A 12,905-nucleotide genomic window follows, 5' to 3' on the forward strand; every position below is an offset into this window, starting at 1 on the left:
CCTATGACTGACGCCAAGCAGATCAAGCGTGCGCTTATCAGCGTCTACGACAAGACTGGACTCGAAGACTTGGCCCGTGCGCTCGACGCCGCGGGCGTGGAGATTGTCTCCACTGGCTCGACCGCGAAGAAGATCGCGGATCTGGGTATTGACGTGACCCCGGTGGAGCAGCTCACCGGCTTCCCGGAGTGCCTCGAAGGCCGCGTAAAGACCCTGCACCCGAAGGTCCACGCTGGCATCCTGGCCGATACCCGCAAGCCGGATCACCTCACACAGCTCGAGGAGCTCGGCGTTGAGGCTTTCCAGCTCGTCGTCGTCAATCTCTACCCGTTCCGTGAGACCGTTGCGTCCGGCGCTGACTTCGACGGCTGCGTCGAGCAGATCGACATCGGAGGCCCGTCCATGGTGCGCGCCGCCGCGAAGAACCACCCGTCTGTCGCCGTTGTCGTCGACCCGTCGCGTTACGGTGACGTCGCCGAGGCCGTGAAGAACGGCGGCTTCTCCCTCGAGGAGCGCCGCGCGCTTGCTCGCGACGCCTTCCTGCACACCGCTGACTACGACGCGGCCGTCTCCGCCTGGTTCGTGGACCAGCTCACCGAGGGTGGCGCCACCACGACGCTGCGCTACGGCGAGAACTCCCACCAGTCCGCGACCGTTACCCGCGATGGCTCTGGCAAGGGCCTGGCCAACGCGGAGCAGCTGGGCGGCAAGGAGATGTCCTACAACAACTACCAGGATGCTGACGCCGCGTGGCGCGCCGCCTGGGATCACGAGCGTCCGTGTGTGGCCATCATTAAGCACGCCAACCCGTGCGGCATCGCCGTGTCTGATGAGTCCATCGCTGCGGCACACCGCGCTGCGCATGCGTGCGACCCGCTCTCCGCATTCGGCGGCGTCATCGCCGTCAACCGCGAGGTCTCCGTCGAGATGGCCAAGCAAGTCAAGGACATCTTCACCGAGGTCATCGTCGCTCCGTCCTACGAGGATGGCGCCGTGGAGATCCTCAAGGAGAAGAAGAACCTCCGTATCCTCGTTGCCGAGCACGAGGCTCCGGCAGAGGAAATCAAGCACATCTCCGGCGGCGTCCTGTGCCAGGAGCCGGATACTTACCAGGCCGAGGGCGATAAGCCGGAGAACTGGACGCTGGCCTGCGGCGAGCCGCTCAACGACGCTGACTTCGCTGAGCTTGAGTTCGCATGGCGCTCCGTGCGCTCTGTGAAATCCAACGCCATCCTGCTGTCCAAGAACAACGCCTCCGTGGGCGTGGGTATGGGGCAGGTCAACCGCGTTGACTCCGCCAAGCTGGCCGTCGAGCGCGCCAACACCCTCGGCGAGGGTGAGGAGCGTGCCCGCGGCGCATTCGCGGCATCGGATGCTTTCTTCCCGTTCCCGGACGGCCTGGAGGTCCTCACCAACGCTGGCGTCAAGGCTGTCGTGCAGCCGGGCGGTTCGATTCGTGACGAGCAGGTCATCGAGGCTGCCAAGGCAGCCGGCGTGACCATGTACCTCACCGGTACCCGCCACTTCTTCCACTAATCCGCATTCCGGACTAGAGGAAGGCGAGGAGAGCTACGAACCCCGGTCCCACGCGTCGTTGCTGCGGCGCGTGCGGTCGGGGCTTTGTGCATGGCTATGATCGAACACTAAGACCACAGCCACGCCCGGTGAAAGGAGACCCCGCGATGACCACGGAGCGTGAGAAGGCGAAGCAACGCAAGCGCCAGGAGCTGCTCGCGGCGGCCTCTGAAATCATGGCGGACGTCGGCTTTGCGCGCACCCGCCTCAGTGACGTGGGCGCAGCCGTGGGAATTTCGGGGCCTGGGCTCTATCGCTACTTTGACAGCAAGGAGACTCTGCTTTCGGAGGTCCTCGTCGATATCTCCACGCGCCTGCTCGACGGCGCGTTGGCTATCCTTGCCGAGCACTGCACGGGGGAGGACGCGGTGCTCGATGATCCGAGCGCAGTGCTCCAGGACCTCATCGATTTCCACGTGGAGATTTGTATGACGGAGCCCGACCGCGTACGCGTGCAAGAGCGCGAGCGGTGGAATATCGTGGCCGTCGACTCGGCGAAGATTCGTTCGCTGCAGCGCAGTTACATGAACGTGTGGACCGATGTCCTTGTCCAGGTGCGCCCGGACTTGGAGCGTTCGACCGCGCGTATGCGTGTGCAGCTTACGGCGGGACTCATCGCATCGTCCCGCTACGTCAACCACTGGGCCGTGCCCGACGTGCTGCGCGCCCAGCTGCGCCAGATGGCCGTCGCTGCCATCTTGGTCTAACCGAGAGGACGCGTGCCAGCCGCGGTCCAGCCGGCAGGGGCGAGGGGGAGCGCGCGTACACCCCCGCGCAGGGGTGTAAATCTATGCCACGGATTTGTTAACTTTTGTAAATTCTCACGCAAACACGCTGATGGGGGACGTTTGGGGGATGGTGTGTCCACATTGGCAGGTGACGCATTGTACATTCTGGAAGAAAAGTGTTGAGCGACACACATAGGCGCGGTACTCTCTGGTTCTAGTTAATTGGGATTAACTGAACTTCACCAAGTTCACTCATCGAGACTTCTAGGGAGCTCATTCATGACTGCACCTACCGCCCCCGCAGCGTCGCCAGCGGCCACGAACCGCGAACGGCATGAGGCCCTCGTCGCGGATTTGCGCGAGTTGCTTGCCACCACGGCGCGCGGGGGATCGGACAAGGCTCGCGAGCGTCACCTCTCGCGCGGCAAACTGCTGCCCCGTGACCGCATTAACCAGCTGCTCGACCCGGGCAGCCCGTTCCTGGAGGTGGCCCCGCTCGCCGCGCACGCCATGTATGGCGGCAAGGTGCCTGCCGCAGGCGTTATCGCCGGCATCGGGCTCGTGGAGGGGCGCCGCTGCATGGTGGTCGCGAACGACTCGACGGTCTCCGGCGGCACGTACTACCCGCTCACCGTCACCAAGCACCTGCGCGCCCAGGAGATCGCGGGGGAGAACAACCTGCCGTGCATCTACCTCGTGGATTCCGGCGGCGCCATGCTGCTCAACCAGGAGGACGTGTTCCCCGGCCGCGACCACTTCGGTCGCATCTTCTTCAATCAGGCGAATATGTCCAAGCACGGCATCCCACAGATTTCCGCCGTCATGGGCTCGTGCACGGCGGGCGGCGCGTATGTCCCCGCGATGAGCGATGAGACCGTCATCGTCGAAGAACAGGGCACCATCTTCCTCGCCGGCCCGCCGCTCGTGAAAGCTGCGACGGGTGAGGAAGTCACCCCAGAGGAACTCGGCGGCGGCGCCCTTCACGCGCGAACTTCGGGCGTGGCGGACCACCTCGCCACGGATGACGCAGATGCGCTGCGCCGCGTGCGTGCCATCATTGCGACGACCCGCCCGGACCCGCAGGCCCCCTGGGACGTGCAGCCGGTGCGTGAGCCGCAGCGCCCGCAAACGGATCTTTACGACATCGTGCCGGTCGACGCGAAGGTGCCCTACGACGTCCACGAGGTGATCGAGGTCCTCTCTGACGGTGGCGAATACCAGGAGTTCAAGGCCGAGTACGGCACGACGCTCGTCACCGCCTTCGCCCGCATCTACGGCCATCCGGTGGGCATCATCGCGAACAACGGCGTGCTCTTCGGCGAGTCCGCGATCAAAGGCGCGCACTTCATTGAGCTGTGCGACCAGCGCGGCATCCCGCTGCTCTTCCTGCAGAACACCACCGGCTTTATGGTCGGCCGCGAGTACGAGGCCGGGGGCATCGCTAAGCACGGCGCCAAGATGGTCAACGCCGTGGCCACCACGCGCGTGCCCAAATTCACCGTCGTCATCGGTGGCGCATTCGGTGCTGGCAATTACTCCATGGGTGGGCGCGCCTACAGCCCGCGCTTTCTGTGGATGTGGCCCAACGCGCGCATCGCCGTCATGGGCGGACCGCAAGCCGCGATGGTCATGTCTACCGTTAAGCGCACCCAGATTGAGAAGTCAGGCGGGACGTGGTCCGCGGAAGAACAAGAGGACTTTGAGCGCCCCATCCGCGAGAAGTTCGAGGAAGAGTCCCATCCGTACTATTCCTCGGCGCGGCTCTGGGATGACGGCGTCATCGACCCGGCTGATACCCGCCGCGTCGTGGGCTTGGCCCTCGGCGCCGCGTCCAGCGCCCCACTCGGCGACCCCGGCTACGGCATCTTCCGCATGTAAGAGGAGCACATCATGACTAACCACATCGATACCGTCCTCGTCGCCAACCGTGGCGAAATCGCCTGCCGCGTCATGCGCACCCTGCGCGCGGAAGGAGTGCGTTCCGTCGCCGTGCACTCTGCTGCCGATGCCGCCGCGCGCCACACCCGCGAAGCCGACCTCGCCGTCGCCATCGGTCCGGCGCCCGCGCGTGAGTCCTACCTTGTCGCCGAGAAGCTTCTCGATGCCGCCCGCCGCACCGGCGCCCAGGCCATCCACCCCGGCTATGGCTTCCTCTCCGAGAACGCCGAGTTTGCCAAGGCCTGCGAGGACGCCGGCATCATTTTCATCGGCCCGCCGGCCAGTGCGATCGAGACGATGGGCGACAAGATCACGGCCCGCGCCGCCGTCGAGGCCCGCGGCGTGCCCACCGTGCCGGGGATCTCCCGCCCGGGACTTACGGACGAGGAGATCATCGCCGCCGCGCCGGGCATCGGCTTCCCCGTGCTCATCAAGCCGTCCGCGGGCGGCGGCGGCAAGGGCATGCACCGCGTCGAGAACCCGGAGGATCTGCCGGCCGCTCTCGTTACCGCCCGCCGCGAGGCCGCGAGCTCGTTCGGCGACGATTCGCTCTTCCTCGAGCACTTCGTCGACACCCCGCGCCACATCGAGGTTCAGATCATCGCCGATGCCCACGGCAACGTGGTCCATCTCGGCGAGCGTGAGTGCTCCCTCCAGCGCCGTCACCAGAAGGTCATTGAGGAAGCCCCCTCGCCGCTGCTCGACGAGGCGACCCGCGCCGAGATTGGCCAGGCCGCATGCGACGCCGCACGCTCGGTCGGCTACGTCGGCGCCGGCACCGTGGAGTTCATCGTCCCCGCCGCGCGCCCGGACCACTTCTACTTCATGGAGATGAATACCCGCCTCCAGGTCGAGCACCCCGTCACCGAGGAAGTCAGCGGCATCGACCTCGTCGCCACGCAGCTCGCTGTCGCCCGCGGCGAGGAGTTGCCCTTTACCCAGGACGATATAGTGCTGAGTGGCCACTCTATCGAGGCACGCATCTACGCCGAGGACCCCGCGCACGACTTCCTGCCCACCGGCGGTACGGTCACCCGCGTCGTCGCGCCCACCGGCCCCGGTGTCCGCGTCGACTCCGGCATCGCGGACGGCTCCGAGGTTACTTCGCTCTATGACCCGATGCTTATGAAGGTCATCGCGCACGGCGCGGACCGGCAGGAGGCCCTGGACCGCCTCGACGCCGCACTCGCCGGCACCGTCGTCGCCGGCGTGGGCGTCAACACCGACTTCTGCCGCTTCCTGCTTAACGTGCCCGAGGTTCGCGCGGGCGACCTCGACACGAGCCTGCTCGAGCGCGTCGCGCCCGACTACGCACCCACGCCGGTGCCGGCAGAGGCCCTCGCCGCCGCGGCCCTTATCCTCGCCCAGCCAGGCACCGGTTCCGCTGAGGCCGCGGACGCTTGGGTCGCCGATGGCTGGCGCCTGCGTCACCCCGCCGAGCGCCACGTCCGCTTGGCCGAGGGCACCTCCGGCGTCCCCGGTACCGATGGTGTGGGCACAGTCGTCACCGTCGACCCCGCCGAGTCCACCGTCACGGTTGGTGATACCCCAGCCTTTCAGCGTGCGCTTGACATCAAGGCCGACCGCGAGCCGGAGCAGACCGAGGAAACCACCTTCACAGCGTCTATCGCGAACCTCGGAGCAGGGCAGTGGTCCGTGAACCTCGACGGCACCACGAGCCGCTGGGCGCTTGAGCGCCACGCTGACCAGATTCTGCTCACCGGACCGCGCGGTACGTGGGCGCTCACTGAACAACCCGCGGCGCGCTCGGTCTCGGCAGCGGCCGAGGACGACCACGGCACGCTCGCATCGCCGATGCCCGGCACAGTTGTGGCGCTCGCCGTCGAGGAGGGCGACCACGTCGAGCCTGGCGATGCCGTCGTGGTCGTCGAGGCTATGAAGATGGAGCACGTCCTCCGCGCCGCCGAGCCCGGCACGGTGATCTTCCACTGCGCGGCGGGCGACACCGTGCCCGCGGGCCAGCCGCTGGCCACGGTGGAGCCAGATACATAAGCCACCACCACGGACCAATCACATCCACACAGCACCTACAGATAACACCCACAGATAAGGAGCACGACCATGACCACTACGACCGCCTCGGGCCCCGACGTCAACATCGCTGACCTTCCTGAGGAGTACCAGGAGCTGCAAAACGTCGTCCGCGAATTCGCCAACGAAGTCGTCGATCCGGTCTCGTACAAGCATGACAAGGAGCATTCCTTCCCGTACGAGGTCCAGGCACAGATGGGCGACATGGGCCTCTACGGCCTGCCCTTCCCGGAGGAATACGGCGGCATGGGCGGCGATTACCTTTCGCTTGGCATCGCGCTCGAAGAACTCGCCCGCGTCGACCAGTCCGTCGCCATGACGCTCGAGGCCGGCGTCGGCCTGGGCATGATGCCCATCTTCAACTTTGGCACTGAGGAGCAGAAGCAGAAGTACCTCCCAGGCCTGGCCTCCGGTAAGGAGCTCGCCGGCTTCGGTCTGACCGAGGCGGGCGCGGGTTCTGACGCAGGTGCGACGAAGACCACGGCGGTCGAGGACGGCGGCGACTTCGTCATCAACGGAACGAAGCAGTTCATCACGAACTCTGGCACGGATATCACGTCGCTCGTCACTGTCACGGCCGTGACCGGCCAGCGCGAGAACGGCAAGAAGGAAATCTCCGCCATCATCGTGCCCAACGGCACGCCAGGCTTCGACGTCTTACCGGCCTACGACAAGGTGGGCTGGAACGCCTCGGACACCCACCCGTTGTCCTTCCGCGACGTGCGCGTCCCGCAGGAGAACCTCCTGGGCGAGCGCGGCCGCGGCTACGCCAACTTCCTCTCCATCCTCGCCGAGGGCCGCGTCGCCATCGCCGCCGTGGCCACCGGCGCGGCGCAGGGCTGCGTCGACGAGTCCGTGAAGTACGCCAAGGAGCGCGTGTCCATGGGCAAGGCCATCGCCGAGTACCAGGCCATCTCCTTCAAGATCGCGCGCATGGAGGCCCGCGCCCACACCGCGCGCCTGGCCTGGCGCGCGGCCGCGGCCAAGATGATTAAGGGCCAGGACTTCCGCAAGGAGGCCTACATCGCAAAACTCGTCGCCTCCGAGGCCGCCATGGATAACGCGCGTGACGCCACCCAGATCCACGGCGGCTATGGCTTCATGAACGAGTACCGCGTCGCCCGCCACTACCGCGACTCGAAGATTCTGGAAATCGGCGAAGGCACCACCGAGGTCCAGCTCATGCTCATCGCCCGCGAGCTGGGAATCTAGGAGTACGCGCATGACTGATACGACCGCCAAGACCGTGGAACAGCGCGGCCTGTGGTTCGAGGAATTCGAAGAGGGCGTGCGCTACCTCCACCGCCCGGGCCGCACCGTGACGGAGGCTGACGATGTCGTCTTCACGACGCTCACCATGAACACCCAGCCGCTCCACCTCGATGCTCACTGGTCGAGCCAGCAGTCGGCATTCGATGGCCAGCGCCTGGTCAATTCCATGTGGACCGTCTCCACCGTGGTCGGACTGTCCGTCGGTCAGCTGACGCTGGGGACCATCGTCGCCAACCTCGGCTTCACCGAGGTCTCGTTCCCACATCCCATGGTCCACGGCGACACGCTCTACGCGGAGACGGTGTGCGTCTCCAAGCGCCTGAGCTCCTCGCGCCCCGGCCAGGGAATCGTCAACCTCGAGCACATCGGCCGCAACCAGCACGGCGACATCGTCTGCCGCGCCACGCGCGCCACACTCGTGCAGTGCTGTCCAGAAGGTCGACCAGAAGGAGAAGACTCATGACCTGGATGCCCGCGGGCCCCGCGATCCTCTTCGTGCCCGCTGACCGACCCGACCGTTTCGCCAAGGCGGCTTCCGCCGCGGACATGGTCATCCTCGACCTCGAGGACGGCTGCCGCCCCGAAAACCGCGCGGCCGCCCGCATCGCTATCGCCGAGTGCGACCTCGACCCGGCGACGACCATCGTGCGCGTCAACCCGCCCGGAACCCCGGAGTTTGCCGCGGACATGGAGATGGTACGCACCACCGCATTCCGCCAGCTCATGTGCCCCAAGGCCGAGGGCGCCGCGAGTATGGAGGCCTTCGCCGCCGAACTGCCTGACGCCCAGGTCATTGCGCTCGCCGAGACCGCCTTGGGGGTCATGCGTGCGGAGGAGACGGCGGCATCGGAAAGCTGCGTGGCACTCTTTTGGGGCGCCGAGGACCTCCTGGCCAGCACGGGCGGGGTCTCTTCCCGCTTTGCCGACGGCGTCTACCGCGACGTTCCGCGCTTCGCCCGGGCCCAGGTCCATCTTGCCGCCGCCGCGCACGGCAAGGCCATGCTCGATGCCGTCTTTATGGACATCCAAGACTCCGTCGGGCTGCAGTCCGAGGCTACCGATGCCGCCGCGCTCGGCTTCGCCGGCAGCGTGTGCATCCATCCCCTCCAGGTCCCCGTTATCCGGGCGGCCTACGCACCCGCCGCCGAACAAGTCCAGTGGGCCGAAGGCCTTCTCGCCGCGGCCGCCGATAACCAGGGTGCCTTTCGCTATCAGGGGCGCATGGTGGACGAACCTCTCTTTCGCCAAGCCCAGTCCATCCTCAACCGTGCGCGCGTGAGCGCTTAAAACTCCAGGAGAACCATCATGACCATCGCTTCTACTTTCGCCACCCGTTCCACCCCGTACGGCGCCATCGCTGTTGACGCGGACGGCAATGACCTGTCCTACGTCTTTGGCAAGACCCTCGACGAGGGTGCCCCGCCGCTGCGCGAGGACACCCTCGGTGACACCCTGCGCGCCACCGTCCAGAAGTTCCCGTCGCGCGATGCCATCGTGGATGTCTACTCGGATAAGACACTGAGCTACGAGCAGTTCTACAAGCTCGTGCTGGCGCTCGCCTCCGCACTTGCGCGCAAGGGGCTGCGCCCCGGCGACCGCGTGGGTATCTGGTCCACGAACCGCTGGGAGTGGCTCGTGGTGATGTGGGCCTGCCATCACTTGGGCCTCATCCTCGTCAATATCAACCCGGCCTACCGTCAAAGCGAGCTCAACTACGTCCTCGAGAAGTCCGGCACCCGCATGGTCTTCGCCGCGCGCCGCTACAAAGACTCGGACTACCGTTCCATGCTCAACGACGCGCGCAAGCAGCGCGGCACGCAGGTCGAGGACGTCATCTACTTTGGCGGCGACGAGTGGTTCTCCTTTATCGAGGGTCCCGTCGACGACCTCTCCCAGTACACCGCGGGACTGTCCAATACCGACGTGGTCAACCTGCAGTTCACTTCGGGAACCACGGGTTTTCCCAAGGGCGCCTCGCTCACGCACCGCAATATCTTGAACAACGGTTACTTCGTTGGTGAGCTCCTCGGCTTCACCGAGGCTGACCGCGTGTGTACGCCGGTGCCTTTCTTCCATTGCTTTGGCATGGTCATGGCCACCATCGCTGCCTTTAGCCGTGGCGGCGCCATCATCATTCCCGCGCCCTCGTTCAAGCCGCGTGAGTCGCTCAAGGCGGTCCAGGCCGCGGGGGCCACGGCGCTCTATGGCGTGCCCACCATGTTCATTCAGGAGCTCACCGAGGCCGAGGACCACATCGAATACGGTTCGCCCTACGATCTCTCGACGCTGCGCACCGGTATCATGGCCGGCTCCTCGTGCCCCTCGAAGACCATGCGCGAGGTCATCAGCGAGCTCAATATGCCGGAGGTCGCCATCTGCTACGGCATGACGGAGACCTCGCCGGTGTCCTTCCAGACGCGTGCGGACGACCCGCTGGACAAGCGCGTGGGCACCGTAGGCCAGATCATGCCGCACCTCGAGGCAAAGATCGTCGACGAGGACACCGGGGAAATCGTCCCCGTCGGCACCCAGGGCGAGATCCTTGTCCGCGGCTACTCCGTGATGAAGGAATACTGGGAGCACCCGGAGAAGACGGCCGAGGCCATCGACGCCGATGGCTGGATGCGCACCGGCGACCTGGGCGTCTTCGACGACGAGGGCTACCTTTCCGTCACTGGCCGTCTCAAGGACATGCTTATCCGCGGCGGCGAGAACATCTACCCGCGTGAAATCGAAGAATTCCTGCGCACCCACCCGTCTGTCGTCGACGCCGAGGTCATCGGCGTTCCCGACGACAAATACGGCGAGGAAATCATGGCGTGGCTCATCCTTCATGAAGGCGCCGAGCACCTCACCCAGTCCGATATTGCGGAGTTCGCCCACGGCCAGCTCTCGCGCCAGAAGATCCCGCGCTACGTCCACGTCGTCGACTCTTACCCGATGACGGCCTCCGGCAAGGTCCGTAAGGTCGAGCTGCGCGAAATGGCGCCCAAGGTCCTGGGCTGGGTGTAAGCCATGACCGCGCCGAACCCCATGCCTGCAGGCTGGTCCTGCGCAGACATGGCGGCGCAGGCCGCAGACCGACCCTCTGCCCTCGTGCAGGAGCATCTTGATGCCGCCGGTGCCCCCATGTTGGGCGCCGGCTCAGCGCTGCCTCCGCCCGAAACGTGCCTCATCACTCGTTTCGCGCGCTTTGAGTCCGCCGGCGAATTTCTCATCCTGCGCGCACTCGCGCCGGGCGTCACGCTCATGGATATCCAGCGCACGACGCCGGTGGACTATATCGTCGACCTCGACACCATTACGGCCCTACGCCGCACATAGCCCATCGATTCATTCCTTCCGAGGTGAAACTATGACAACTTCCGCACCCGATTACTTCTTTGAGCGCACCGGCCCTTCGACCTTCGCGCCCACCATCCATGGCGAAGGCGCCTGGTCCAATGAGGACTACCACTTCGCTTGCCTGGCTGGCCTTATCACGCACGTCATTGAGCAGCACCGCCTGGAACACGACGGCGGCAAGCTCGACCTTTCGCGTATCTCCTTCGACATCCTGGGCCGCCTGCCTTTCAAGGAAGCGACCATCGAGGTCACCATCAAGCGCCCCGGCCGCACCATCGAACTCGTGGAGGCCATCTGCTCCATCGGCGAGCGTCCCGTTATTATCGCGCGTGCCTGGTATCTCATCTCGGCCGATACAGCAGACGTCTCCGGCGTCGAGTTCGAACCGCTGCCAGCGCCCGCGTCCTGCCCGCCGCGTGACATGACGTCGGTGTGGAACGGCGGGCTTATCGCCCAAGTCGAGACCCGCCAGCCGCGCGCCTACCGCCCCGGGCGCGCCGCAGCCTGGATTACCTCCCCCAACCACCTCGTCAAGGACGAAGAGCCCATCGCTATCGCCGAGTTCGTCTCCCGCATTGACGTCGCCAACGGCATTGCCGTGCGCGAAGACCCCACGCGCTTCGCTTTCCCCAACGTTGACCTCACCGTGCACTTCTTCCGTCAGCCGGTGGGCGAGTGGACCGGACTCGACACCCGCGTGAGCTGGGGACCCCACGGCCTGGGACTTACTTCGTCGACGCTTCACGACGTTGAAGGCCCCGTCGGCCGCGCCGAGCAGTCGCTCACCGTCCGCGCCATGTAACTCCATGTCACCTGCGCCCTGGCTGTTCATCAGCCGGGGCGCTTTCGTGTGCCCACTTAAAAAATCCCTTCAGCACATATAGTCCCGCTTTTAACCGCTCGCACGGGCCTTATATGTCCTGAATGTAGATTTACTCTTCCGGCTGAGTTAGCCGTGCGCGACGCCTTCGGAAAAGAAGAACGTGGCCTGATCGTAAAAGCCCCGCCACCGCGAGTGCGGAAGCGGGGAAATGGCCGAGGAATCCTAGCGGTTCGTGACCGAGCCAAACCCTCGGGCGATAGGAGCGACGAAGATGGCGCGGGCGAAGTACCAGCCAGCCGCCGTGACGAGCATGGCGATGACGAAGAGGATAAAGCCCAACCAGTTGTGCGCCCAGACCTCCGGGTCCACGTCGCCGCGTGCGGCGAACATGTTGTTCAGGTTGCGGAGCAGACCCGTCGCGACAACGAGGAAGACGTGGATGCACAAGAACACGATGAAGTAGACCATCGTGGGGAAGTGGATCTTGCGAGCCAGCGGCGCCGGGTAGATCTTGTTGAGCGTCGAATTTTTCGCGGGCCACATGCCGGACATGCGCACGCCAGAGATGATGGCTAGCGGTGCCGCGACGAAGACCGTAAGGAAGTACGCAATCTGCTGGAGCGCGTTGTAGTGCACCCAACCGTTTTCCGTGGGCCAATCGAGGCTCAAGTACTGCAGACCAGACGACACGGCGTTGGGGAAGACCTCCCAGCTCGTGGGCACGATCTTCATCCACTGGCCGGTGGCGAACAACAGGATAAAGAAGATGATGCCGTTGATGACCCACAGCAGATCCAGCGCCTGGTGCAGCCACAGCGTCAGACTGATCTTGCGCTTGGGGTTCCACTTCGGGCTCCAGTAAGCGGCGGGGCGACGCTCAGTGCGCACCGTCCAGCCCGTACGCACGATCAGCACCATGAGGAAAACGTTGAAGAAGTGCGACCACGAGAGCCACACCGGCGTGCCGATGGGCGCCGAGTCTGGCATGGGCGCATGTCCCGGGTACTTCGCGAGGAACTCCTCGCCGCCCGCGCTGCCCAAGTAGGCACGCGCTGCCCACACGAGAACCACCGCGACCACGGCAAGCGCCACCACGGCGCCGATCCATTGGCCCACGCTGAGCGGACCAAACTTCTTTGGCTCCTTCTTCGCCGGGGNGCTGCTTCGGCGGG

At 65.4% G+C, this 12,905-nt stretch carries 11 protein-coding genes; 10 read left to right on the forward strand and 1 reads right to left on the reverse strand.

What is annotated here, in order from left to right; all coding sequences use genetic code 11:
- Window positions 1-3 precede the first annotated feature (3 nt).
- The 10 genes from purH (at window position 4) to BN9444_RS05210 (ending at window position 11,712) form a co-directional block, all read left to right on the forward strand.
- Window positions 4-1,536, forward strand: a complete 1,533-nt coding sequence (gene purH / locus BN9444_RS05165; RefSeq protein WP_068801543.1) for a bifunctional phosphoribosylaminoimidazolecarboxamide formyltransferase/IMP cyclohydrolase — start codon at window positions 4-6, stop codon at window positions 1,534-1,536.
- 146 nt (window positions 1,537-1,682) lie between these two features.
- Window positions 1,683-2,282, forward strand: a complete 600-nt coding sequence (locus BN9444_RS05170; RefSeq protein WP_066487772.1) for a TetR/AcrR family transcriptional regulator — start codon at window positions 1,683-1,685, stop codon at window positions 2,280-2,282.
- Window positions 2,283-2,582: 300 nt separating this feature from the next.
- Window positions 2,583-4,181, forward strand: a complete 1,599-nt coding sequence (locus tag BN9444_RS05175) for a carboxyl transferase domain-containing protein (protein ID WP_066487774.1) — start codon at window positions 2,583-2,585, stop codon at window positions 4,179-4,181.
- 12 nt (window positions 4,182-4,193) lie between these two features.
- Complete coding sequence (locus tag BN9444_RS05180) at window positions 4,194-6,254, forward strand: ATP-binding protein (protein ID WP_068801544.1); 2,061 nt, start codon at window positions 4,194-4,196, stop codon at window positions 6,252-6,254.
- 69 nt (window positions 6,255-6,323) lie between these two features.
- Entirely contained in the window at window positions 6,324-7,505 is a 1,182-nt protein-coding gene (locus tag BN9444_RS05185; RefSeq protein ID WP_066510652.1) for an acyl-CoA dehydrogenase family protein, read from the forward strand.
- Window positions 7,506-7,515: 10 nt separating this feature from the next.
- The gene (locus tag BN9444_RS05190; RefSeq protein WP_066487787.1) at window positions 7,516-8,028 is read left to right on the forward strand and encodes a MaoC family dehydratase; all 513 of its coding nucleotides are present in this window, start codon (window positions 7,516-7,518) and stop codon (window positions 8,026-8,028) included.
- A complete protein-coding gene (locus BN9444_RS05195; RefSeq protein ID WP_068801545.1) occupies window positions 8,025-8,852 on the forward strand; it encodes an HpcH/HpaI aldolase/citrate lyase family protein in 828 nt (275 codons plus the stop codon). The genes BN9444_RS05190 and BN9444_RS05195 overlap by 4 nt, the downstream gene beginning before the upstream one ends.
- 18 nt (window positions 8,853-8,870) lie before the next feature.
- Window positions 8,871-10,577 (forward strand): AMP-binding protein, encoded by a 1,707-nt coding sequence (locus BN9444_RS05200; RefSeq protein WP_068801546.1) that lies wholly within the window; start codon window positions 8,871-8,873, stop codon window positions 10,575-10,577.
- A 3-nt stretch (window positions 10,578-10,580) separates the two neighbouring features.
- Window positions 10,581-10,889, forward strand: coding sequence for a hypothetical protein (locus BN9444_RS05205; RefSeq protein ID WP_066487799.1), 309 nt, complete (start codon window positions 10,581-10,583; stop codon window positions 10,887-10,889).
- A 31-nt stretch (window positions 10,890-10,920) separates the two neighbouring features.
- A complete protein-coding gene (locus tag BN9444_RS05210) occupies window positions 10,921-11,712 on the forward strand; it encodes a thioesterase family protein (RefSeq protein WP_068801547.1) in 792 nt (263 codons plus the stop codon).
- Between the two features lie 243 nt (window positions 11,713-11,955).
- Here BN9444_RS05210 and BN9444_RS05215 read toward each other — a convergent pair whose 3' ends face one another.
- Window positions 11,956-12,849, reverse strand: a complete 894-nt coding sequence (locus BN9444_RS05215) for a cytochrome b/b6 domain-containing protein (protein WP_066487812.1) — start codon at window positions 12,847-12,849, stop codon at window positions 11,956-11,958.
- Window positions 12,850-12,905 lie beyond the last annotated feature (56 nt).

The sequence above is a fragment of the Corynebacterium phoceense genome, assembly GCF_900092335.1.
Classification (GTDB): domain Bacteria; phylum Actinomycetota; class Actinomycetes; order Mycobacteriales; family Mycobacteriaceae; genus Corynebacterium; species Corynebacterium phoceense.

What these genes read in the sequence shown, in the direction of transcription:
- BN9444_RS05210 (WP_068801547.1), top strand. Translation starts at nt 10,921, where the DNA reads ATGACAACTTCCGCACCCGATTACTTCTTTGAGCGCACCGGCCCTTCG.
- BN9444_RS05200 (WP_068801546.1), top strand. Translation starts at nt 8,871, where the DNA reads ATGACCATCGCTTCTACTTTCGCCACCCGTTCCACCCCGTACGGCGCC.
- BN9444_RS05190 (WP_066487787.1), top strand. Translation starts at nt 7,516, where the DNA reads ATGACTGATACGACCGCCAAGACCGTGGAACAGCGCGGCCTGTGGTTC.
- BN9444_RS05170 (WP_066487772.1), top strand. Translation starts at nt 1,683, where the DNA reads ATGACCACGGAGCGTGAGAAGGCGAAGCAACGCAAGCGCCAGGAGCTG.
- BN9444_RS05175 (WP_066487774.1), top strand. Translation starts at nt 2,583, where the DNA reads ATGACTGCACCTACCGCCCCCGCAGCGTCGCCAGCGGCCACGAACCGC.
- BN9444_RS05205 (WP_066487799.1), top strand. Translation starts at nt 10,581, where the DNA reads ATGACCGCGCCGAACCCCATGCCTGCAGGCTGGTCCTGCGCAGACATG.
- BN9444_RS05180 (WP_068801544.1), top strand. Translation starts at nt 4,194, where the DNA reads ATGACTAACCACATCGATACCGTCCTCGTCGCCAACCGTGGCGAAATC.
- BN9444_RS05185 (WP_066510652.1), top strand. Translation starts at nt 6,324, where the DNA reads ATGACCACTACGACCGCCTCGGGCCCCGACGTCAACATCGCTGACCTT.
- purH (WP_068801543.1), top strand. Translation starts at nt 4, where the DNA reads ATGACTGACGCCAAGCAGATCAAGCGTGCGCTTATCAGCGTCTACGAC.
- BN9444_RS05195 (WP_068801545.1), top strand. Translation starts at nt 8,025, where the DNA reads ATGACCTGGATGCCCGCGGGCCCCGCGATCCTCTTCGTGCCCGCTGAC.